At 53.8% G+C, this 21,751-nt stretch carries 19 protein-coding genes; 11 read left to right on the top strand and 8 right to left on the bottom strand.

What is annotated here, in order from left to right; translation table 11 throughout:
- The first annotated feature begins 24 nt into the window (after positions 1-24).
- Positions 25-297, top strand: a complete 273-nt coding sequence (locus AC2FAK_RS17090) for a barstar family protein (protein ID WP_061771676.1) — start codon at positions 25-27, stop codon at positions 295-297.
- Positions 298-363: 66 nt separating this feature from the next.
- On the opposite strand, the gene yhcN (AC2FAK_RS17085) is transcribed toward AC2FAK_RS17090, so the two are convergent.
- The 3 genes from yhcN (AC2FAK_RS17085) to argR form a co-directional block, all read right to left on the bottom strand.
- Entirely contained in the window at positions 364-630 is a 267-nt protein-coding gene (gene yhcN / locus AC2FAK_RS17085) for a peroxide/acid stress response protein YhcN (protein ID WP_013098974.1), read from the bottom strand.
- 109 nt (positions 631-739) lie between these two features.
- A complete protein-coding gene (gene yhcN / locus AC2FAK_RS17080) occupies positions 740-1,003 on the bottom strand; it encodes a peroxide/acid stress response protein YhcN (RefSeq protein ID WP_013098973.1) in 264 nt (87 codons plus the stop codon).
- 375 nt (positions 1,004-1,378) lie between these two features.
- Positions 1,379-1,849, bottom strand: coding sequence for a transcriptional regulator ArgR (gene argR / locus AC2FAK_RS17075; protein ID WP_013098972.1), 471 nt, complete (start codon positions 1,847-1,849; stop codon positions 1,379-1,381).
- A gap of 397 nt (positions 1,850-2,246) precedes the next feature.
- Here argR and mdh point away from each other — a divergent pair, with 397 nt between their 5' ends.
- Positions 2,247-3,185, top strand: coding sequence for a malate dehydrogenase (mdh, locus tag AC2FAK_RS17070; RefSeq protein ID WP_020687375.1), 939 nt, complete (start codon positions 2,247-2,249; stop codon positions 3,183-3,185).
- Between the two features lie 51 nt (positions 3,186-3,236).
- On the opposite strand, the gene degS is transcribed toward mdh, so the two are convergent.
- The 3 genes from degS to zapG all read right to left on the bottom strand — a co-directional run bounded on the left by degS (position 3,237) and on the right by zapG (position 6,336).
- Positions 3,237-4,304: an outer membrane-stress sensor serine endopeptidase DegS gene (gene degS / locus AC2FAK_RS17065; protein WP_013098970.1), complete on the bottom strand. Its 1,068-nt coding sequence runs from the start codon at positions 4,302-4,304 to the stop codon at positions 3,237-3,239.
- Positions 4,305-4,397: 93 nt separating this feature from the next.
- Positions 4,398-5,765, bottom strand: coding sequence for a serine endoprotease DegQ (degQ, locus tag AC2FAK_RS17060; protein WP_013098969.1), 1,368 nt, complete (start codon positions 5,763-5,765; stop codon positions 4,398-4,400).
- Positions 5,766-5,937: 172 nt separating this feature from the next.
- On the bottom strand, positions 5,938-6,336 hold the full coding sequence (gene zapG, locus AC2FAK_RS17055; RefSeq protein WP_008502832.1) for a Z-ring associated protein ZapG: 399 nt from the start codon (positions 6,334-6,336) through the stop codon (positions 5,938-5,940).
- A 189-nt stretch (positions 6,337-6,525) separates the two neighbouring features.
- Here zapG and zapE point away from each other — a divergent pair, with 189 nt between their 5' ends.
- The 9 genes from zapE to AC2FAK_RS17010 all read left to right on the top strand — a co-directional run bounded on the left by zapE (position 6,526) and on the right by AC2FAK_RS17010 (position 15,568).
- Positions 6,526-7,650 carry a cell division protein ZapE gene (gene zapE, locus AC2FAK_RS17050; protein ID WP_020687372.1) on the top strand — a complete coding sequence of 375 codons (1,125 nt, stop codon included), beginning with the start codon at positions 6,526-6,528 and terminating at the stop codon, positions 7,648-7,650.
- Between the two features lie 739 nt (positions 7,651-8,389).
- Positions 8,390-8,818 (top strand): 50S ribosomal protein L13, encoded by a 429-nt coding sequence (rplM, locus tag AC2FAK_RS17045; RefSeq protein WP_013098967.1) that lies wholly within the window; start codon positions 8,390-8,392, stop codon positions 8,816-8,818.
- Positions 8,819-8,833: 15 nt separating this feature from the next.
- On the top strand, positions 8,834-9,226 hold the full coding sequence (rpsI, locus tag AC2FAK_RS17040; RefSeq protein ID WP_000829818.1) for a 30S ribosomal protein S9: 393 nt from the start codon (positions 8,834-8,836) through the stop codon (positions 9,224-9,226).
- A gap of 308 nt (positions 9,227-9,534) precedes the next feature.
- Positions 9,535-10,173: a stringent starvation protein SspA gene (gene sspA / locus AC2FAK_RS17035; protein ID WP_013098965.1), complete on the top strand. Its 639-nt coding sequence runs from the start codon at positions 9,535-9,537 to the stop codon at positions 10,171-10,173.
- A gap of 5 nt (positions 10,174-10,178) precedes the next feature.
- Positions 10,179-10,676, top strand: a complete 498-nt coding sequence (gene sspB / locus AC2FAK_RS17030) for a ClpXP protease specificity-enhancing factor (RefSeq protein ID WP_013098964.1) — start codon at positions 10,179-10,181, stop codon at positions 10,674-10,676.
- A 421-nt stretch (positions 10,677-11,097) separates the two neighbouring features.
- The gene (locus tag AC2FAK_RS17025) at positions 11,098-11,769 is read left to right on the top strand and encodes a DUF1120 domain-containing protein (protein ID WP_038983653.1); all 672 of its coding nucleotides are present in this window, start codon (positions 11,098-11,100) and stop codon (positions 11,767-11,769) included.
- A 110-nt stretch (positions 11,770-11,879) separates the two neighbouring features.
- On the top strand, positions 11,880-12,587 hold the full coding sequence (locus AC2FAK_RS17020) for a fimbria/pilus chaperone family protein (protein ID WP_095455372.1): 708 nt from the start codon (positions 11,880-11,882) through the stop codon (positions 12,585-12,587).
- A 6-nt stretch (positions 12,588-12,593) separates the two neighbouring features.
- The gene (locus AC2FAK_RS17015; protein WP_095455373.1) at positions 12,594-15,020 is read left to right on the top strand and encodes a fimbrial biogenesis outer membrane usher protein; all 2,427 of its coding nucleotides are present in this window, start codon (positions 12,594-12,596) and stop codon (positions 15,018-15,020) included.
- Positions 15,017-15,568, top strand: coding sequence for a DUF1120 domain-containing protein (locus tag AC2FAK_RS17010; RefSeq protein WP_013098960.1), 552 nt, complete (start codon positions 15,017-15,019; stop codon positions 15,566-15,568). The genes AC2FAK_RS17015 and AC2FAK_RS17010 overlap by 4 nt, the downstream gene beginning before the upstream one ends.
- A gap of 30 nt (positions 15,569-15,598) precedes the next feature.
- Here the strand turns inward: AC2FAK_RS17010 and gltD are convergent, their stop codons facing one another.
- Complete coding sequence (gltD, locus tag AC2FAK_RS17005; protein ID WP_095455374.1) at positions 15,599-17,017, bottom strand: glutamate synthase subunit GltD; 1,419 nt, start codon at positions 17,015-17,017, stop codon at positions 15,599-15,601.
- Positions 17,018-17,026: 9 nt separating this feature from the next.
- The gene (gene gltB / locus AC2FAK_RS17000; protein WP_141236774.1) at positions 17,027-21,487 is read right to left on the bottom strand and encodes a glutamate synthase large subunit; all 4,461 of its coding nucleotides are present in this window, start codon (positions 21,485-21,487) and stop codon (positions 17,027-17,029) included.
- Between the last annotated feature and the right edge of the window lie 264 nt (positions 21,488-21,751).

Below are 21,751 nucleotides of genomic sequence, written 5' to 3'. Positions count from 1 at the left end.
CTCGCCTGGACTGGGTGGCTGGCAATGAAAACCTATACCTTTGATTTTGACGAGATCGACAGTCAGGAAGACTTCTATCGTGAATTTATCCGGGCGTTTGATCTGGAACGGGAAAGCGTCGCGAATCTGGATATGCTGTGGGATGTGGTGACCGGCAGTCAGCTGCCGTTACCGCTGGAGATAGAGTTTATTCATCTGCCCGATAAGCTGCGCAGACGATTTGGGGCGCTGATTTTATTGTTTGATGAAGCAGAAGAAGAGCTGGAAGGGCAGTTGCGTTTCAACGCGCGCCATTGATTACGCAAAAAAAGCCCCTGACCAGCGAGGCCAGGGGCAAGTCGTATGATGAGATACGACGAGGGTTTATTTATACAGTTCTGCCGTAGCGTGCCAGTGGTCACCCTGATTCAGTTCGGTGACGCGGTAGCTGCTGGCGCCTGCTTTTTCAGCTTTTGCGGCCAGCTCCTGACGGATATCCATCGGAGAGCCGGTGACGGACGTTACGGAAACACTACCCATAGACTGCAGATTTTGCGCCTGCTCGGTATTCACCTGCTGGACGGCTGCGCTTGCGCCGAAAGAGAGAACCGATGCCAGACCGAGGGTTGCGATGATTAATTTGGTTTTCATAGTCTTTGCTCCTGAAGAGGTTTTTGCTCAACGGCGAGAAGGGTTGAACTGCTATTTTTATGCCTGGTGCCGTTGAGTGGAGATAGTCGTCTTCTGTGATTACTAAAACTTATTTATACAGCTCAGCGGTAGCGTGCCAGTGGTCACCGGAACGCGCTTCAATGATGCGATAGGATGATGCACCTTGTTCTTCCGCTTTTTTGTTCAGCATCTCATGCATGTCCATTGGAGACGTGCCGATTGCGCCGACAGAAACCGTACCGATAGCCTCACGGGATTGCGCCTGATCGGCATTAATGGAGTCTGCTGCGAAAGCACCGAATGACAGGACAGACAGGACGCTCAGCGCCGCTACAGTTGTTTTGATTTTCATGATTTTTACCTCGTCGAATTTTTTAGTGGGGTCTTTGTTTCGTGACCCTCATCACAAAATCAAGTATACACTAATAACGGTAAAAATTAATACCAGACTAATTGTTTTATGGGTAATTACGTGTTAAACAGCGCAATTTTTATAACCTAATGGCATAATGTTGGTTGTTTTCTGTTCACCCTGGCGTGTTATATCTAAGTAAATCATATGGATAAATGATTTTGATATTTTGTGCGATTCTTTGATTTATCATTCACTGGCTGAATGTTAATGAGTGGTAAAAAGCACTATTTGTTAAATTGAGGGCAGGAGAAAACAGGGGAAAACGCAGCGGGGGCAGAATGAACCCCGTAGCGACGCTACGGGGAGAGAGGATTACAGCTCCTGTTCGAACAGAACCAGGATCGCCTCGTGGAGATCTTTCACCGAAAAGCCGTTGGCTGGCGTGGTAAAGATAGTGTCATCACCGGCGATGGTACCGAGAATCCCTTCCGTTTTACCCAGAGAGTCCAGCATGCGGGCAATCAGCTGTGCGGCACCTGGGCTTGTGTGGATCACCACAACGGCATCGTTGTGGTCGATATCCAGAACCAGATTCTTCAGCGGGCTGGAGGTTGTCGGCACGCCAAGTTCAGCTGGCAGGCAATAGACCATCTCCATTTTGGCGTTACGGGTACGCACTGCGCCAAATTTGGTCAACATACGGGAGACTTTCGACTGGTTGATATTGTCGAAGCCTTGTTCCTGCAGCGCCTGAACAATTTCTCCCTGAGAACTGAATTTCTCTTCTTTGAGTAGCGCTTTAAACGCCTTTACTAATTCTTCTTGCTTAGACGAGCTTCGCATAAGTCACCCGGAATATGACGATAGAAACAACATTATTATGCATGTGGATGAATTTTTATGCAAATTATCTACCAGGCAGTAGCCTGAAATAATGTTATGAAAGGGAGTGATATTATCAGATTTCGTTATCGGAAAACATGCCTGGGTCACGCCACGCAAATAAGCTTAAAAGTAAATTAAATGTTATCAAAATGATGTTGTTTTGGTGGCGTGGCAGGGTGTATTGTAACCACCTCTTAATTCGTTGCCGTCTGTTGTCAGAGAGTCTTCTGGGAAGAGAGAAAGTCGCGTGACCTCAAATTCTTTAGCTACGAAAATTGTAATTAATTACCTGCTGAATTAAGGTCGCCGCAACGGATTTACAGATACTTAAGTTAACCATAATAAGGAGTTTAGGATGAAAGTCGCAGTCCTCGGCGCTGCTGGTGGTATCGGCCAGGCGCTTGCCCTACTACTGAAAACCCAACTGCCTTCAGGCTCAGAACTCTCCCTGTACGACATTGCTCCGGTAACCCCAGGTGTGGCGGTTGACCTGAGCCACATCCCGACCGCTGTTAACATCAAAGGCTTCTCCGGCGAAGACGCACGTCCTGCGCTGCAGGGTGCTGACGTTGTGCTGATCTCCGCCGGCGTGGCGCGTAAGCCTGGTATGGATCGTTCCGACCTGTTCAACGTCAACGCAGGCATTGTGAAAAACCTGGTGCAGCAGATCGCTGAAGTGTGTCCGAAAGCGTGCATCGGTATCATCACTAACCCGGTGAACACCACGGTCGCTATTGCGGCAGAAGTGCTGAAGAAAGCAGGCGTTTACGACAAGAACAAACTGTTCGGCGTGACCACGCTGGATATCATCCGTTCTAACACCTTCGTGGCTGAGCTGAAAGGCAAGCAGCCTACGGAAGTTGAAGTGCCGGTCATCGGTGGTCACTCTGGTGTGACGATTCTGCCGCTGCTGTCGCAGATCCCTGGCGTGAGCTTCACCGAGCAGGAAGTGGCTGACCTGACCAAACGTATCCAGAACGCAGGCACCGAAGTGGTGGAAGCGAAGGCGGGTGGCGGTTCTGCAACGCTGTCTATGGGCCAGGCGGCTGCACGTTTCGGTCTGTCACTGGTTCGCGCGCTGCAGGGCGAGAAGGGCGTGGTTGAATGCGCTTATGTTGAAGGCGATGGCGAACACGCGCGCTTCTTCTCCCAGCCGCTGCTGCTCGGTAAAAATGGTATCGAAGAGCGTAAGCCAATTGGCACGCTGAGCGCGTTTGAACAAAACGCGATGGAAGGCATGCTGGACACGCTGAAGAAAGATATCACGCTGGGCGAAGAGTTCGTTAACAAGTGATCTTGTCCCGGTAAAAAAAACGGAGCGCTACGCTCCGTTTTTTTATGCCCGTCAGTTGGTGGCCGGGTATTCCTGAATGGTCACATGCAGCGTCAGTTTCTTATCGTTGCGCATGACTTCAACCGGGATGATGGAACCCGGGCGAATTTCTGCCACCTGGTCCATCGTCTCAAGCGCAGAGACCGCCGGTGTGCCGTTGACCGACAGAATGACATCATTAACCTGAATGCCCGCATTGGCAGCCGGTCCGCCAGGCGCCACTTCGTTAACCACAATCCCCTGAATCTGATCGATCCCGCCACCCTGCGTATGCATAGGAGCAATTTCGCGACCACCAATCCCGATGTAACCGCGGATCACGCGACCGTCCCGGATCAGCTTGTCCATAATTTTGGTTGCCAGCTGGAACGGAATGGCAAAGCCGATCCCTTCCGGCGTCTCGCCATCGTTGCTTTTATCGAAGGAGAGGGTGTTGATACCCATAAGCTCGCCCAGCGAGTTGACCAGCGCGCCGCCGGAGTTCCCGTGGTTGATGGAGGCATCGGTTTGCAGGAAGTTCTGCCGTCCCGATGGGTTCAGACCGATGCGACCCGTGGCGCTGATGATCCCCTGGGTGATGGTCTGCCCCAGGTTGTATGGGTTACCGATAGCCAGAACCACATCGCCAATGTGCGGAGTGCGTTTACGGTTGATCGGAATCACCGGCAGCCCGCCAGTGGCGTTGATTTTCAGCACGGCCAGATCGGTCAGGCTGTCAGAGCCGACAAGTAAGGCCTCAAACACGCGGCCATCCTGAAGTGCGACGATGATCTGGTCAGCATCGTTGATCACGTGCTTGTTGGTAATGATGTATCCGCGATCGTCCATAATCACGCCGGAGCCGAGGGTGCGGATCTCCAGCTGGTTATGGGCGGAACTGTTGAGGCCGCGATTATAGACGTTAACCACAGCGGGTGCGGCACGGCGAACAGCCTGATTATAGGTGGCAGGCGTTTCATCCGCGCTGTCAAACTGGGGAGCCGACAGCTTGTTGAACTGGCGTAAAGACGGCATGGCCGCTAACAGCAGGCCCGCAACAATCAAACCGATGGCAATGGAACGAAAGAGCTTTAAAAGCATGATGCGCGTGTCGTTAAAAAAGGAACGGTTTGCAGCATAACATGAGTTATCCCGGACATCACACGCGGCGGTGATACCCGGGATAGCAAATGCTTAGCGCAACAGAATATAGATAGATTCGTTGCCGCGCATAATTTGCAGGGCAATGACCGTTGGTTTACTTTCCAGCACCTTGCGCAGCTCAGCGATGGACTGCACGCGGGTGCGATTCACGCCGATGATCACATCATCCTGATGCAATCCCGCCTGTGCGGCAGGGCTGCTCTTCTCTACGGTATCGATGCTGATGCCTTTGGTGCCGTCTTTAAGCTGCCCGTCGCTTAGGGTCGCGCCCTGCAGTGCCGGGGCGATAAGCTCCGCACTGGCGGATGAAGAGGTGCTCTTGTCCAGCGTCACTTCCACATTCAGCGGTTTGCCGTCACGAATCAGACCCAGCTTCACTTTGGCGCCCGGTTCGGTGGTGGCGATACGTGAGCGCAGTTCTGCAAAGCTGCTCAGCGGCTTATCATTCAGGCTGACGATCACATCACCTGATTTAATGCCCGCTTTTGCCGAGCCGGAATTGGGCAGCACTTCACTGACGAACGCACCGCGCTGCACGTTGATGTTGAACGCTTTTGCGATATCGGCGCTCATCTCCATCCCTTTGATGCCCAGCAGGCCGCGTTTGACTTCACCAAACTGGATAAGCTGCTGTGCCAGCGTTTTGGCCATATTGCTGGGAATCGCAAACCCGATCCCGATACTGCCGCCACCTGGCGCGAGGATTGCTGTGTTAATACCAATCAGCTCGCCGTTAAGGTTCAGCAGCGCCCCGCCGGAGTTCCCGCGGTTAATTGAGGCATCGGTCTGGATAAAGTTTTCCAGGCCTTCAAGATTCAGGCCGCTGCGCCCCAGCGCGGAAATGATCCCGGAGGTCGCCGTTTGTCCTAAACCAAAGGGGTTGCCCACGGCAACAGCAAAGTCGCCGACGCGCAGTTTGTCGGAGTCGGCGATGGCAATCTGGGTCAGATTACTTGGGTTTTGCACCTGCAACAGCGCGATGTCGCTCTGGTCATCGCCGCCGATCAGTTTGGCATCAAATTCCCGACCATCATTCAGTTGCACGCTGATTTTATCGGCCTGGCTGATGACGTGGTTGTTGGTCAGAATATAGCCTTTGGCCGCATCAATGATGACGCCTGAGCCCAGCCCTTCAAAAGGCTGAGCCTGCTGGTCGGGCGACTCATCGCCAAAATATTTTTTCAGTTCTTCAGGTACGCGCTGGCTTTGCACGGCAGTGCCTTCTACCTGCACGCTGACTACCGCAGGCAACACTTTTTCCAGCATGGGTGCGAGGCTCGGAATCGCCGTCTGGCCCGGCACCTGCGAGGGAAGGGCGGCAAAGGCAGGGAAGGACGCCGAGAGAGATAACCCGACACTTAACGCTAACGCGCTCAACAGCTGGTTCTTTTTCTTCATCGATGCTGACTCTCGTAACCTGGAGTAAAGGAAAAAACGGGCCCAAAAACACGTTGATGTTATTGAATTTTAAACCGCTGAACAATGAGGTGTTTAACTAAATAATAGCTGGGGTCAGGAAGAAAGGACGGGCGCAATCGCTGCGCCCGTAAAATAATTTCAGGTTGTGTGATTAATCGCGCTTAACACCGCCGCGCAGCAGGCCGGACGCGCCATCAGAATAGTCGCGAGGCATCTGAACAGGGGCCTGATCGTTACCGGCCTCAGAGTCTGCCAGACGGTTGCGGAACGGGTTGGTTTCCGCGGTCATTTCCGGCAGCAGGCTGCTGGAGCTTTTTGCCATGTGCTGATACAGCTGGCGGTAGTCGGTCGCCATGTTGTCCAGCAGCTCAGCGCTACGGGCAAAGTGGCTGACCAGCTCTTCGCGGTACTCTTCCAGCTCGGCTTTGTTCTTTTCCAGTTCGTATTGCAGTGACTGCTGCTGACGCAATTTGCGATTACCGAAACGCATGGCCACAGCACCGATCACGATGCCGACGACTAAACCGATTAGCGCATATTCCCAGGTCATGAACTTCTCCCGTTGTCTTGTTGTTCCGTAGGGTGTTGGCTCGGCTCCTGCCTGTGCCTGATATTGCCACTATAACCGCTATTTCTGCAGAAGTGGAATCCTGACGTATCATCGCGTAGTGTAGAACGGCCTTTTTTTCATCAGTCACGCCTGCTGATGAGGTTTAATTGAAGGAATAACAACAAGATTATGCAAAACCTGTCCCCCGCATCGCGATATCAACTGGCCCTGGACGAGGGCTCACATCAGCCGGATGACGTTCAACGTGAAGCGGTTAACCGTCTGGATACCCTTTTCCATGAGCTTACGGCAAAACCTGCGGAAGCAGGGCAGAGCGGTGGGCTGAAGGCGGCATTGAGCCGGCTGCTCGGAAAAAAAGAGCCACAGGCTAACGCTCCGGCACGCGGTTTATATATGTGGGGCGGTGTCGGGCGCGGGAAAACCTGGTTGATGGATCTGTTTTATCAGAGCCTGCCGGGTGAGCGTAAACAACGCCTGCACTTCCACCGCTTTATGCTGCGGGTACATGAAGAGTTAACGGCGCTGCAGGGCAAAAGCGATCCACTGGAGATTGTGGCTGACAGGTTTAAGGCCGAAACGGACGTCCTCTGTTTCGATGAGTTTTTTGTTTCGGATATCACCGATGCCATGCTGTTGGGCGGCCTGATGAAAGCGCTGTTTGCCCGCGGCATCACGCTGGTCGCCACCTCGAATATTCCGCCGGATGAGCTGTATCGTAACGGCCTCCAGCGGGCGCGTTTTCTGCCTGCCATTGATGCCATCAAACAGCATTGTGACATTATGAATGTTGATGCGGGCGTGGATTACCGTTTGCGCACGCTGACTCAGGCGCACCTGTGGCTCTCACCGCTGAATGCCGAGACCACCCGCCAGATGGATAAACTCTGGCTGGCGCTGGCCGGGGCAAAGCGCGAAAACGCCCCGACGCTGGAGATTAACCATCGTCCGTTGCCTACGCTCGGTGTTGAAAACCAAACGCTGGCGGTCTCTTTTGCGACGCTGTGCGTGGATGCCCGCAGTCAGCACGACTACATCGCTCTTTCGCGCCTGTTCCACACGGTGATGCTGCTGGATGTACCCGTCATGACACGGCTGATGGAAAGCGAGGCGCGACGCTTCATTGCGCTGGTGGACGAGTTTTACGAACGCCACGTCAAGCTGGTGGTGAGCGCCGAGGTGCCTTTATATGAGGTGTATCAGGGGGAACGTTTGAAGTTTGAGTTCCAGCGCTGCCTGTCGCGCCTGCAGGAGATGCAAAGCGAAGAATACCTGAAGCTGGAGCATATGCCTTAAATGCCCTTCTCTCTCCCTCAGGGCTGAGGGATCTCCACAGAAAAAGCGCGCACGGACGGCCCCCTCTCCTCTTAGGGGAGAGGGCTGGGGTGAGGGGGAACATACAGCTCTGGTGGTTATTCCGTTCACTTTATATTCCTTGCTACTCTGTAACGACTTCATCGGTGAACGTGCCAGGGCGGCTCAATCGCCGCCGCCCTGGCGACCCGGGCTCCCGGCGGTAAATCGCCGCTTCGCGGTGCCTTCGGCTTATTCCTTCCGGCTTATTCCTTCCGGCTTATCGGGGACGGGCGGATGTAACGTCCCTGTAAAGCCGCCCTCTCGGCGCATCCATGCGCCTCGCCCCGGCCTGCAGGAAACGCCTCAGCGATTTACAGCCGGACCAGGGCATCGCTGAATGCTCTCAGTCATTCTGAGAGCAGCGTTATCGCTTCTGGTTATGAATTACTGGGGAACCCTTAGCCCAGTGGGAGAGGGGCTGGGGGTGAGGGCACCGGACCGCAAAAACTCGCCCCCCGAAAAACCCATTCCAAATCACATTTAAGGGTCGATCTTTGACCTCAACTTCTCTATAATCTTGCGACCCCACGTTACGAGAAGGTTTTTTTCCCGAAACTTTCTATGTGTCGGCATGAGCTATTCGAAGGGGTAGGTTTGCCGGACTTTGTCGTGTGAACCTCAACTGACTAAACGTTTGGGTGTTCACCAACGTGTAACTTATTATTTGGGTAAGCTTTTAATGAAAACTTTTACAGCTAAACCAGAAACCGTACAACGCGACTGGTATGTTGTTGACGCGACCGGTAAAACTCTGGGCCGTCTGGCTACTGAACTGGCTCGTCGCCTGCGCGGTAAGCACAAAGCGGAATACACTCCGCACGTTGATACTGGTGACTACATCATCGTTCTGAACGCAGAAAAAGTTGCTGTAACCGGCAACAAGCGCGAAGACAAAATGTACTACCACCACACTGGCCACATCGGTGGTATCAAAGAAGCGACCTTTGAAGAGATGATTGCTCGCCGTCCTGAGCGTGTGATTGAAATCGCGGTTAAAGGCATGCTGCCAAAAGGCCCGCTGGGTCGTGCTATGTTCCGTAAACTGAAAGTTTACGCAGGTAACGAGCACAACCACGCGGCACAGCAACCGCAAGTTCTTGACATCTAATCGGGATTATAGGCAATGGCTGAAAATCAATACTACGGCACTGGTCGCCGCAAAAGTTCCGCAGCTCGCGTGTTCATCAAACCGGGCAACGGTAAAATCGTAATCAACCAGCGTTCTCTGGAACAGTACTTCGGTCGCGAAACTGCCCGCATGGTAGTTCGCCAGCCGCTGGAACTGGTTGATATGGTAGAAAAACTGGATCTGTACATCACCGTTAAAGGTGGTGGTATCTCCGGTCAGGCAGGTGCGATCCGTCACGGTATCACCCGCGCTCTGATGGAGTACGACGAATCCCTGCGTTCTGAACTGCGTAAAGCTGGCTTCGTTACTCGTGACGCTCGTCAGGTTGAACGTAAGAAAGTGGGTCTGCGTAAAGCACGTCGTCGTCCACAGTTCTCCAAACGTTAATCATTTTCTGCTCACGCAGAACGATTGGCGAAAAACCCGCTTCGGCGGGTTTTTTTATGGGTAATGCTCAGGTTATCCACATTATCAATGCATATATCTCCTCTTTTTCCGCATTTCCAGAATCCCCTCACCACAAAGCCATCAAAATCTGGTAAACTATCATCCAATTTTCTGCCCAAATATCGGTGAATACTCGATTTTTGTTCGATTCTTGAACAATGTGTCTTCTCTGGGATGGGCGCTACATCATCTGGCTGGCCCCACCGGGCCGGTAGCAGTAAAAATTCTGAATATACCTGGAGGTTTTCATGGCTGTCGCTGCCAACAAACGTTCGGTAATGACGCTGTTTTCTGGTCCTACTGACATTTATAGCCATCAGGTTCGTATCGTGCTGGCCGAGAAGGGTGTCAGTTTTGAGATCGAGCATGTGGAAAAGGATAACCCACCTCAGGATCTGATCGATCTCAACCCGAGCCAAAGTGTACCAACGCTGGTGGATCGCGAGCTGACCCTGTGGGAATCCCGTATCATTATGGAATACCTGGATGAGCGTTTCCCGCATCCACCGCTGATGCCTGTTTACCCTGTGGCGCGTGGCGAAAGCCGCCTGTACATGCAGCGTATCGAGAAAGACTGGTACACGCTGATGAACGTGATCGAAAACGGCTCTGCTTCAGAAGCAGACGCTGCACGTAAACAACTGCGTGAAGAGCTGCTGGCGATTGCCCCTGTGTTCGGCCAGAAACCGTTCTTCCTGAGCGATGAGTTCAGCCTGGTGGACTGCTACCTGGCACCGCTGCTGTGGCGCCTGCCGACACTTGGCGTTGAATTCAGCGGCCCGGGCGCAAAAGAGCTGAAAGGCTATATGACCCGCGTCTTTGAACGCGACTCCTTCCTGGCATCCTTAACTGAACCGGAACGTGAAATGCGTCTCGGCCGAGGCTAATGACTGTGGAAATGTCACAACTTTCACCACGCCGTCCGTATCTGCTGCGCGCCTTCTATGAATGGCTGCTGGATAACCAGCTCACGCCGCACCTGGTTGTGGATGTGACGTTGCCGGGCGTGCTGGTTCCGATGGAATACGCGCGTGACGGACAGATCGTTTTGAACATCGCCCCCCGTGCGGTGGGTAATCTTGAACTGGCGAACGACGAAGTGCGTTTTAACGCGCGTTTCGGCGGCGTACCACGTCAGGTTTCCGTGCCGCTGGCCGCGGTGCTGGCTATCTACGCGCGGGAAAACGGCGCGGGTACGATGTTCGAGCCGGAAGCGGCTTACGATGAAGACGTTGCCAGCCTGAATGAAGACGATGCAACCGGGGAGCGAGACAGCGACACGGTGATGTCGGTTATCGACGGCGACAAACCTGACCGCCAGGATGAAAACGATCCTGATGACGATCCGCCACCACGCGGCGGGCGTCCGGCTCTCAGAGTGGTAAAATAAGCGTCATCCATTATAAAATCCAGCCCTCCTCAGTCGGCTGGATTTTTTTTGCCGATGTAATGATTAAGCGCCTGTTGAACGGATATTTTTTCTATGTATAGATTTGTACAAAATTAAGACAGTGCAATGCTTTATTCTATATGACAGAAATTTTGGAATACAAAGCCGGAAAAAATAAATCATCGCAATCAATAATTATTCTGAATATAAATGGTCTAAAAAGAACTGGAAACCTCTGTTTTATAAATCCTGCCTATTGTTTGAGTAAATCTAAAAAGAAAAGTTAATAAACCTAAGTTGCATGTATTTATGATTTCTATATTATCGCACCATGCATTTTGCAAACGGAGGTAATAGCGACTATCAAGGATGAACTCAGTCGAATTTTATTTTCTTTAAATCATAAGTTATGGATTAACTCGTGAAAAAAATTCTATTGGCTACAGCATTATTCCTTTGCGTAAACTCTACGTTTGCCGCTGAAACCGCGATATTGAAAATTAAAGGGACGCTGACAGCCTCGGCCTGTACTCCTGAATTTAGCAATGGCGGCGTGGTGGACTATGGAAATATCCGCTTAGGTGAATTGTCCTCTACGGCGGTGAACCAGTTAGGGCAACGGAATATCGATCTCACCATCACCTGCACGGCAGCAACAAAAGTGGCCTGGAATATGATAGACGATCGCGCCGACTCTAACGCAGGATTAACCGTTTCTGCCGGTACATTTACGGGTGGGGCACAGAGTGCGACTAACCAGACCTATGGCGTTGGCAAAGCAGGCACGGTAAATATTGGCTCTTATGCCATGTTTATGAAGGTGAATAGCGTTACAGCAGACGGAAAATCTGTCGATCCAATATATCAGCAGAATGGCTCAACGACCTGGGCTAAGAGTACTGATGGTTCAAGTCAGGGTGAAAATAATCGTAATATTACCGTCGCATTAGCGGGAAGTATTGACCCGCTTGCTTTCCAGACAGCAACATTTCCGCTGGTAACGTCTCTGGCTATTCAGAATACCACAACGCTTGCCATTACCGATGATACCCGGCTGGATGGTCAGTTGACGATCAGCCTAAAGTATCTGTAATTCTTTCAAATTTAAAGTGAGTTAAATTTAATGCAGAGGGAATACGCTTTCTCTCAAAAATAAGCGCCATCAACACGGAATGTTAAGTAGTGCTTTCAAGGAATATACATATGACATGCTCTAAAAAGGTTTTATTTAAAACACTCGCTGCCGCAGCTTTATTCTCTGCACAGTTTGGCGTACATGCAGCCGGTATGGTGCCAGAAACCAGTCTGCTGGTGATTGATGAAGCGACCCACAGTGGCACCATCAACGTCAAAAATACCGATAGCCATCCGTCGCTGCTGTACACCGACGTGGTGGATCTGCCAGATGATAAAGGCCTGAAACTCGTCACGACTCAGCCTGTGGTACGACTCGAGCCCGGTCAGACTCAGCAATTGCGCTTCATCCTGCAAACCAGCAAACCGCTGGACGTTGAGCACTACAAGCGTGTGACCTTTGAAGGGATCCCGCCGAAGAGCGATGACAATAAAGTGAAAATTGGCATCAATATTCGTCAGGACCTGCCCGTACTGATTCGCCCTGCGAAGCTGGCCGTGGTAACCGATGCGTGGAAATTCCTCGACTGGACCGCGTCAGGCACGTCCGTCACGGTAAAAAACCCAAGCAAATATGTTGTGCGTCTGGCACAGAACGTGGTTCTGCAGCCTTCAGGCATCAGCGGATCGCTTGTCAAAACCTACATTTTACCCGGTGAAACCATGACGGTTTCTATGGGCAAATCCGTCAGTGGAAACACGAAAGTGAAGTTTTTCCCGGCCAGCCGCTATGGGGTCGAAGTGCCCAGCTTTATCTCGGATCTCAATAAAAAATAAAGGATTATGGCAGTGCGTAAAAAAAGCCAACTTGCACTTTTTGTGCGCGCTGTGATTTATAGCGCAATACCTCTGATGTTGCTTGATGCTCCCTCCCTCCACGCGAGGGAGGTGACGTTTGATACTGATATCCTGAAATCACGTGGTCTTGGGGCCGATCTAAACCGCTATTTTGCACAAGCGCCGCGCTTTTTACCGGGGACGCATTCCGTTTCTGTCAAAGTGAACGGTAACGATCGCGGAACAGCAGCCGTACGCTTCAGTGAAGACGGAACGATGTGCGTTGATAACGACTTCCTGGAATTTGCAGGTCTCATGCCGGTGCCCATAAAGGCGAATGAGACCTGCCATGATCTGCGTAGCGATTACGCTCAGGCGGTGATCAATCCCTTGCCAAACCAGGAAGCGGTCGAGCTTTATCTGCCAGCGGAAGCACTTAACAGCCTGAGCGCTGATGTCAAAAATTTCCAGCATGGCGGCACGGCAGGCATGCTTAACTACTCGCTCTTCAGCACCAAAAACGAATACAGCGGAAGTGACAGCAGCAGTAACCGTTACTCACAGGCAAGCCTGGAGGCGGGCTTCAACGCGATGGACTGGTCGCTACGCAGCCGCTATATCCTGACGGATGACGACGGCAACCGAAACGCAGAGAGTATTTATACCTACGCAGAGCATGTGTTTGTTCCTCAACGCCTGACCATGCAGGTGGGGGAAATTAACGCCATGTCAGATGTGTTAAGCGGCGTCCCGATTACCGGTGTGCAGTTAATGCCGACCAGCGGTCTGCAGAAAGACAGCTCGGGGGTGAGCGTATCCGGTATTGCCCGAACCTCGCAGGCGCGCGTTGAAGTGCGTCAAAACGGAAGACTCATTTTCAACACGTTAGTACCGGCGGGCCCGTTCACGCTGGATGACGTCCCGATGGTCCGTAACAACGTCGATCTTGACGTCACTGTTGTGGAGTCCGACGGTTCGACCAACCGCTACATTGTTCCCGCCGCATCTGTAAAAGCCCGAAATCTTTCAAAACCAAACGGCCTGACCGTTTCGGCGGGCCAGGTGCGTGGTATAGACAGTGACTACAGCGATCCGCTGGTGTTCAACGTATCCGATGGCTGGCGAATTTTCCCCTGGATGAACCTGCTTGCCTCCGGCGTGGTGGCCGAAGATTACCAGGCCGCGGGGGCGCGCACAGAATTTATGGTTACCGATGGCTGGAACGTCTCTACCAGTATGGCCGCCAGCAACGCGCAATTTGGCGACAGTGATAACGGTATCAAAAACGAACTCCAGAGCGATTACTCGTTGACTGAGAATGTCGGCCTGTCTACCAGCGTGGCGCATTACAGCGGTGATTATCGTGAACTCGCAGATGCCATGGATGATGATTATCAGGGCTATGACAACAGTTATTCGGCCAACGTACGGTGGTCCACAGAATTGGCCGGGGCATTTAGTGCGGGCCTGAGCTACAACCAGGCCGCAGGAGACGGCGAAGATTCCCGCTACTTGCTTCTGTCGTGGGGAAAAACCTTCAAATACGCTTCAATCAACGTGAACTGGCAAAGCGCAGTGGGCAGCACGGATGACGACCAGGACGACGATCTGCTCTATATCAACCTCAGCATTCCGTTAGGCGGTTCGCAGAGCCTGAGTTCGTATATGCGTAAGCAGGGCGACAGCACCAGCTATGGTCTGGCGAACAGCGGGTCGCTGGGGGAGAACACCAACTACTATATTTCTGCCGATCGTGATGACGAATCACAGGAAAACAGCTTCAACGGCAACATCAACACTAATCTTCACTACACCCAGCTTAGCGTCGGGGGCGGTACCAGCGGCGATCATCAGCGTAACTACAATGCGACCCTGTCTGGCGGCATTGCGATGCACAAAGACGGTGTGACCTTCTCGCCGTATTCCATCAAGGACACGTTTGCCATCGCCAGACTCAGCGAACCGAAAGCGGGCGTTGAGATCACCACGCCGCAGGGCACCGTCTGGACCGATCACTGGGGCCAGGCTGTCATTCCCGGCCTGACTGAATGGCGTAACTCACGTATCGAAGTGGATGCGAACAAGCTACCGCAGAGCATGACCCTGGCGAACGGGACCAAATATATTGCTGCTGCACATGGCTCGGTAAGCGAAGTGAGCTTTAAAGTATTGAACAGTCGCCGCGTGATGTTACGTATTAAGCAGGCCGACGGGAAGCCGCTGACGAAAGGTCTGTCGGTGGTGGATGATAAAAATAACTACGTGGTGACGGTGGTTGATGACGGACATGTCTTCCTGAACGATGCCGATCAGATTAGCGCGCTTTATGCCGTTGATGATGATAATAACCGTCTGTGCAAACTTGATTTTACGCTTCCTGAAAAGCACGACGAAGACGCGTTTTACGAAGAAGTTAACGGAGTATGTCGATGAACATTCAACGTCTGGCTGCGCTATTGCTGCTTGCTTTGCCGTGCCTTTCTTATGCTGACGATTGTCAGCTAACGCTCTCTCAGCCGGTTGTGGATTATCATCAGATGCGGCGTGACAGCATTGTCACCAGCCAGCAGAGCTGGAACAAAATGCCGGAAAAGGACATAAATGTCAGCGTCTATTGCCCGGAAAAACAGCAGATGGCGACGCTGTTACAGGGGGCTTCTGGTCAGAAAGGGCGTTTTCAGTTTGGTCAGAACGGTGGTGTGGCGATAAAGGTCAGCAACCTGACGCTGGATGGTAAAAGCTACAACGTAGGGAAAACAACGGATCAGGTGAATTTTACGCCGGATACTGATAATGGGTCATCGCTCTATATCCGCAATAACGAGGCTGTCGTGGCGGTTGAAAACGGCAGGGTACCCAGCGGCCAGCAGATGAACTTTACCGTCACCATTTTCCCGGTGCTCAATGACAGCGCGTTTAACCATATTTCGGATCAAACCGCGCTGGAGACCGATTTAACCTGGCAACTGCTTAAAAAATAAAAGTTGGCCCGGCAATCGCCTGGCCATTTTTTACACTTCCAGATAGTTCAGTATACCGTCTGCCGCCTTACGGCCTTCGGCAATTGCCGTCACCACCAGGTCAGAACCACGAACGATATCACCACCGGCGAAGATTTTCGGGTTGCTGGTCTGGAACGCATTGTCGCTGCCTTCTGGCGCGATAATACGACCCTGCGAATCCAGCTCAACGCTGTGCTTCGCCAGCCACTCCATGCTGTGAGGACGGAAACCGAACGCCATGACGACCGCGTCAGCCGGGATCACGTGCTCAGAACCAGCCACGATCTCCGCGCGACGACGGCCTTTGGCATCCGGGGCACCCATCTCGGTGCGCGCCATCTTCACGCCGCTCACTTTACCGTTGGCATTCACTTCAATACCCAGAGGCTGGATGTTGAACTGGAACTCCACGCCCTCTTCACGCGCGTTTTTCACTTCGCGTTTTGAGCCCGGCATGTTCTCTTCGTCACGACGGTAAGCACAGATTACGTGCGCCGCGTTCTGACGAATGGAGGTACGCACGCAGTCCATCGCGGTGTCACCACCGCCCAGCACCACCACGCGTTTGCCTTCCATGCTGACGTAAGGCTCGTCAGCCGTTTCGCCATACCCCATGATCTGTTTGGTGTTGGCAATCAGGAACGGCAGCGCGTCGTACACGCCTGGCGCGTCTTCGTTCTCGAGCCCGCCACGCATGGACTGATAGGTGCCCACGCCCAGGAACACGGCGTCGTAATCCTTCAGCAGATCGTCGAGCTGCACGTCGCGGCCCACTTCTACATTCAGTTTGAACTCAATGCCCATGCCGGTGAAGATTTCACGGCGACGGGTCATAACCTCTTTCTCCAGCTTGAAGGCAGGGATACCGAAGGTCAGCAGGCCGCCGATCTCCGGATGACGGTCAAAGACCACCGCCTTCACGCCGTTACGGGTCAGGACATCCGCACAGGCCAGGCCCGCCGGACCCGCGCCGATGATCGCCACGCGCTTGTCGGTTTGCTTCACGCCGGTCATATCCGGACGCCAGCCCATCTCAAACGCTTTATCGTTGATGTAACGCTCAATGTTACCGATGGTCACCGCGCCAAACTCGTCGTTCAGCGTACAGGAGCCTTCACACAGACGGTCCTGCGGACACACGCGGCCGCACACTTCTGGCAGGGTGTTGGTCTGGTGAGAAAGCTCGGCGGCTTCAAAAATACGCCCTTCGTTGGCCAGCTTCAGCCAGTTAGGGATGTAGTTATGGACTGGACATTTCCACTCACAGTAAGGGTTACCACAGGACAGGCAGCGGTCTGCCTGTGCTTTGGCCTGGCCTTCTGAAAACGGCTCATAGATTTCTACAAATTCAATTTTACGGAGCTTCAGCGGTTTCTTTGGCGGATCAACACGCTGCAGGTCGATAAACTGGTATACGTTCTGGCTCATCTGAATTCCTTACTGCGCCTGCACACGCAGCTCTGCTGCGCTACGACTACGGTGACCCAACAGGGCTTTAACATCGCTGGACTTCGGTTTAACCAGCGCGAATTTCGCAGAGAACGCTGGCCAGTTCGCCAGGATCTCTTCGCCGCGCGAAGAACCGGTATGCTGCACGTGTTCGGTAATCAAACCGCGCAGGTGTTCTTCGTGGATCGCCAGCGTATCAACGTCCAGCACTTCCACCAGCTCTGGGTTCACGCGTTTGCGGAACTCACCATCTTCATCCAGGACGTATGCAAAACCGCCCGTCATACCTGCGCCAAAGTTCACGCCGGTTTTCCCCAGCACGCAAACAATCCCGCCCGTCATGTATTCACAGCCGTTATCGCCAATGCCTTCCACCACGGTGATAGCACCGGAGTTACGCACCGCAAAACGCTCACCCGCACGGCCCGCGGCAAACAGACGGCCACCGGTCGCGCCGTACAGGCAGGTGTTACCGATGATGCTGGCTTCGTGACTGCGGAAGGCAGAGCCCACCGGAGGACGCACCGCCAGCAGACCACCCGCCATGCCTTTACCGACGTAGTCGTTAGCATCGCCGGTCAGGTACAGCTCAACGCCGCCGGCATTCCACACGCCGAAGCTCTGACCCGCCGTACCGCTGAAGTGCGCGGTGATCGGATCCGCTGCCAGCCCCTGATCGCCGTGCGTTTGCGCGATGTAACCAGAGAGCGACGCGCCCACAGAGCGGTCGGTGTTGCGGATATCAAACCAGAACGTTTTGCTCTGCTTTTCATCTACATACGGCTTCGCCTGCTGCAGCAGCTGCGCGTTCAGCACGCCATTGTCGAACGGCGGGTTGTTCTCGGTGCAGTAGACCGCTTTACCCGGATGCGGCTCGGCCGTTTCCAGCAGCTTGCCCAGATCCAGTTTCTGCTGTTTGGCAGTGAAACCGTCCAGCTCTTTCAGCAGGTCGGTACGGCCAATCAGATCCACCAGACGTTTTACACCCAGTTGCGCCATCAGCTCGCGGGTTTCACGGGCGATGAAGTCAAAGTAGTTTGTCACTTTGAACGGCAGGCCGTGATAGTGGTTCTTACGCAGCTTCTCGTCCTGGGTTGCAACGCCGGTCGCACAGTTGTTCAGGTGGCAAATACGCAGGTATTTACAGCCCAGCGCAACCATCGGGCCGGTACCAAAGCCGAAGCTTTCCGCACCCAGAATCGCCGCTTTGATGATGTCGAGGCCGGTTTTCAGGCCGCCGTCCACCTGCAGACGGATCTTATGACGCAGACCGTTTGCCACCAGCGCCTGTTGGGTTTCCACCAGGCCAAGCTCCCACGGGCAGCCCGCGTATTTCACGGAAGAGAGCGGGCTTGCACCAGTACCACCGTCATAACCGGCGATGGTGATAAGATCCGCATAGGCTTTCGCCACACCGGTCGCGATGGTGCCGACGCCCGGTTCGGAAACCAGCTTCACGGAGATCATCGCTTTCGGGTTGACCTGTTTCAGGTCGAAAATCAGCTGCGCCAGATCCTCGATAGAGTAGATATCGTGGTGCGGCGGCGGGGAGATCAGCGTCACGCCCGGTACCGAGTAACGCAGTTTAGCGATGTACGGGGTGACTTTATCACCCGGTAACTGACCGCCTTCGCCCGGTTTTGCCCCCTGAGCGACTTTAATCTGAATGACGTCGGCGTTGACCAGGTACGCTGGCGTTACGCCAAAGCGACCAGATGCCACCTGCTTGATACGGGACACTTTATTGGTGCCGTAGCGGGCAGGATCTTCACCGCCTTCACCGGAGTTAGAGTTACCGCCGATGCTGTTCATCGCTTCGGCCAGCGCCTCGTGGGCTTCCGGGCTTAATGCGCCGATGGACATAGCAGCGGTGTCAAAGCGTTTGAACAGCTCAGACGCAGGCTCTACGTCGTCGATGCTGACCGCTTCATCACCTGGGTTCAGCGCCAGCAGATCGCGCAGCGTGGCTGCCGGGCGGTTGTTCACCAGCTCAGCATACTGCTGATAATCGCTGTACTCGCCGCTCTGGACGGCCTGCTGCAGCGTGCGCACCACGTCCGGGTTGTAGGCGTGATACTCACCACCGTGAACGTACTTCAGCAGACCACCTTGCTCCAGCGGCTTACGTGCCAGCCAGGCGCGCTTAGACAGGTTCACCAGATCCTGCTGGAAGTCGGCAAAACCGGCTCCACCGATACGGCTGACCACGCCCTGGAAGCAGAGGTTTGCCACGTCGTTATGCAGGCCAACCGCTTCAAACAGCTTCGAGCAGCGGTAAGAGGCGATGGTCGAGATGCCCATTTTGGACATGATCTTGTAAAGGCCTTTGTTGATGCCGTTACGGTAGTTCAGCATCACGGTACGGTAATCTTTGTCGATCGCGCGGGTGTCCACCAGACGAGCCAGCGTTTCGTAGGCCAGGTATGGATAGATCGCCGTCGCACCAAAGCCTAACAGCACGGCAAAGTGGTGCGGATCGCGTGCGCTTGCGGTTTCAACAATGATGTTGGCGTCGCAGCGCAGGCTCTTATCGACCAGACGCGTCTGGATAGCCCCCACCGCCATTGGCGCAGGCACCGGCAGGCGGTTCTTCGCGATATTACGGTCAGACAGTACCAGCAGAACGGTGCCGTTACGCACCATCTGTTCCGCTTTGTCACACAGCGCGTTCACCGTCTCTTCGAGGCTCGCTTCAGTCACGTCGAAGGTGATATCGAGCGTGTCGGCGCGGTAGTGATCCTCTTTCAGCGTGGTGAGCTGTTTGAAATCGGAGTAAAGCAGGATCGGCGATTTAAAGGTCAGGCGGTGAGCCTGGCCTTCTGCCTCGCAGAAGACGTTCATCTCGCGACCAATGCTTGTTGCCAATGACATGACGTGGGCTTCACGCAGCGGGTCGATTGGCGGGTTGGTCACCTGTGCAAACTGTTGACGGAAGTAGTCATAAATTACACGCGGCTGGCTGGAGAGCACGGCAAACGGGGTATCGTCACCCATGGAGCCGACAGCCTCTTGGCCGTTTTCACCAAGCACGCGGATGACGGAATCCAGCTCTTCCGCACTGTAGTTAAACTGCTTCTGGAAGCTTGCCAGCGTATCGTCATCCAGCTCGCGGCTGCCCACTTCTTCGTCCGGCAGATCTTCGAACGGCACCAGACGGCGCACGTTTTTCTCCATCCACTCTTTATAGGGATGGCGGCTCTTCAGATCGTTATCGGTTTCAGCGGAGTGCAGAATGCGCCCACCGCGGGTATCGATAACCATCAGCTCGCCCGGCCCTACGCGGCCTTTCTCAACCACTTCGTCAGGCTGGTAATCCCAGATACCGACTTCTGAGGCGCAGGTGATGAGCTTGTCTTTGGTGATGACGTAGCGCGCCGGACGCAGACCGTTACGGTCCAGGTTACAGGCGGCAAAACGACCGTCGGACATGACGATGCCCGCCGGGCCATCCCATGGCTCCATGTGCATGGAGTTAAAGTCAAAGAATGCACGCAGCTCCGGATCCATATCCGGATTGTTCTGCCAGGCCGGTGGCACGAGCAGACGCATGGCACGCACGATATCCATGCCGCCTGCCAGCAGCAGTTCCAGCATGTTATCCATGGAGCTGGAGTCAGAGCCGGTTTCGTTAACGAACGGCGCAGCATCATGCAGGTCCGGGATCAGTGGGGTCTGGAACTTATAGGTACGGGCGCGCGCCCACTGGCGGTTACCGGTGATGGTGTTGATCTCGCCGTTGTGCGCCAGATAGCGGAACGGCTGTGCCAGCGGCCAGCGTGGAACGGTGTTGGTGGAGAAGCGCTGGTGGAACAGGCAAATGGCCGATTCCAGACGCAGGTCCGCCAGGTCCAGGTAGAAGCGCGGCAGGTCAGCCGGCATACACAGACCTTTATAGATGTTCACCAGGTTCGAGAGGCTACAGACGTAGAACTCTTTATCGTCCTGGAGACGTTTTTCAATGCGGCGGCGGGCAATAAACAGACGGCGTTCCATATCACGTGGACGCCAGCCCGCAGGCGCATTAACAAAAATCTGTTCAATACGAGGCAGCGAGGAGAGGGCGATTTCACCGAGCACCCCTTCGTTGGTTGGCACATCGCGCCAGCCGACAATAGACAGGGTTTCACGCTGAAGTTCTTCTTCAACGATGCGGCGTGAGGCGGCAGCTTTTTCAGGATCCTGATTCAGGAACAGCATACCGACAGCGTAGTTTTTGGCTAAACGCCAGCCGCGCTCTTCCGCCACGATACGGAAGAAACGATCCGGTTTTTGCAGCAGCAGGCCGCAACCGTCGCCGGTTTTACCATCGGCAAGGATGGCACCACGGTGCTGCATACGGGCCAGTGCGTGAATAGCAGTACGCACTACCTTGTGGCTAGGTTCGCCTTCTATGTGGGCGATCAGGCCGAAACCACAGTTATCCTTCTCAAGGGATTTATCGTACAACATATCAGTGAACCTCCCCAGGCTCGTCGGGCTTCCCACTGAACCGTGGCGCACAGGCACAGAAAGAGCATGGCGACGGGGTTTGCGTTTCATACGCGGACCTCGCATTCGCCCTCTTTTCATCCTTTCGCGCAGGTAAACAAGTTTGAGGACTTGCTTCAGAGGGAATCTCAATTACTGCATAAATATGATGAGCAGGCCGCTCATCCAGAAAGCTTCCAGCGGATTTCCAACTTATCGGGAATTGGTACACAGGTCAAATGGCAA

This window comes from Enterobacter cloacae complex sp. 394F7, assembly GCF_057320385.1.
Note: the sequence above shows the minus strand (reverse complement) of the source record. Positions and strands in the feature narration are given on the sequence as shown.

What these genes read in the sequence shown, in the direction of transcription:
- zapE (WP_020687372.1), top strand. Translation starts at nt 6,526, where the DNA reads ATGCAAAACCTGTCCCCCGCATCGCGATATCAACTGGCCCTGGACGAG.
- gltB (WP_141236774.1), bottom strand. Translation starts at nt 21,487, where the DNA reads ATGTTGTACGATAAATCCCTTGAGAAGGATAACTGTGGTTTCGGCCTG.
- sspA (WP_013098965.1), top strand. Translation starts at nt 9,535, where the DNA reads ATGGCTGTCGCTGCCAACAAACGTTCGGTAATGACGCTGTTTTCTGGT.
- degS (WP_013098970.1), bottom strand. Translation starts at nt 4,304, where the DNA reads ATGCTTTTAAAGCTCTTTCGTTCCATTGCCATCGGTTTGATTGTTGCG.
- rpsI (WP_000829818.1), top strand. Translation starts at nt 8,834, where the DNA reads ATGGCTGAAAATCAATACTACGGCACTGGTCGCCGCAAAAGTTCCGCA.
- AC2FAK_RS17020 (WP_095455372.1), top strand. Translation starts at nt 11,880, where the DNA reads ATGACATGCTCTAAAAAGGTTTTATTTAAAACACTCGCTGCCGCAGCT.
- rplM (WP_013098967.1), top strand. Translation starts at nt 8,390, where the DNA reads ATGAAAACTTTTACAGCTAAACCAGAAACCGTACAACGCGACTGGTAT.
- yhcN (WP_013098973.1), bottom strand. Translation starts at nt 1,003, where the DNA reads ATGAAAATCAAAACAACTGTAGCGGCGCTGAGCGTCCTGTCTGTCCTG.
- gltD (WP_095455374.1), bottom strand. Translation starts at nt 17,017, where the DNA reads ATGAGCCAGAACGTATACCAGTTTATCGACCTGCAGCGTGTTGATCCG.
- argR (WP_013098972.1), bottom strand. Translation starts at nt 1,849, where the DNA reads ATGCGAAGCTCGTCTAAGCAAGAAGAATTAGTAAAGGCGTTTAAAGCG.
- AC2FAK_RS17010 (WP_013098960.1), top strand. Translation starts at nt 15,017, where the DNA reads ATGAACATTCAACGTCTGGCTGCGCTATTGCTGCTTGCTTTGCCGTGC.
- AC2FAK_RS17090 (WP_061771676.1), top strand. Translation starts at nt 25, where the DNA reads ATGAAAACCTATACCTTTGATTTTGACGAGATCGACAGTCAGGAAGAC.
- zapG (WP_008502832.1), bottom strand. Translation starts at nt 6,336, where the DNA reads ATGACCTGGGAATATGCGCTAATCGGTTTAGTCGTCGGCATCGTGATC.
- degQ (WP_013098969.1), bottom strand. Translation starts at nt 5,765, where the DNA reads ATGAAGAAAAAGAACCAGCTGTTGAGCGCGTTAGCGTTAAGTGTCGGG.
- yhcN (WP_013098974.1), bottom strand. Translation starts at nt 630, where the DNA reads ATGAAAACCAAATTAATCATCGCAACCCTCGGTCTGGCATCGGTTCTC.
- mdh (WP_020687375.1), top strand. Translation starts at nt 2,247, where the DNA reads ATGAAAGTCGCAGTCCTCGGCGCTGCTGGTGGTATCGGCCAGGCGCTT.
- AC2FAK_RS17015 (WP_095455373.1), top strand. Translation starts at nt 12,594, where the DNA reads ATGGCAGTGCGTAAAAAAAGCCAACTTGCACTTTTTGTGCGCGCTGTG.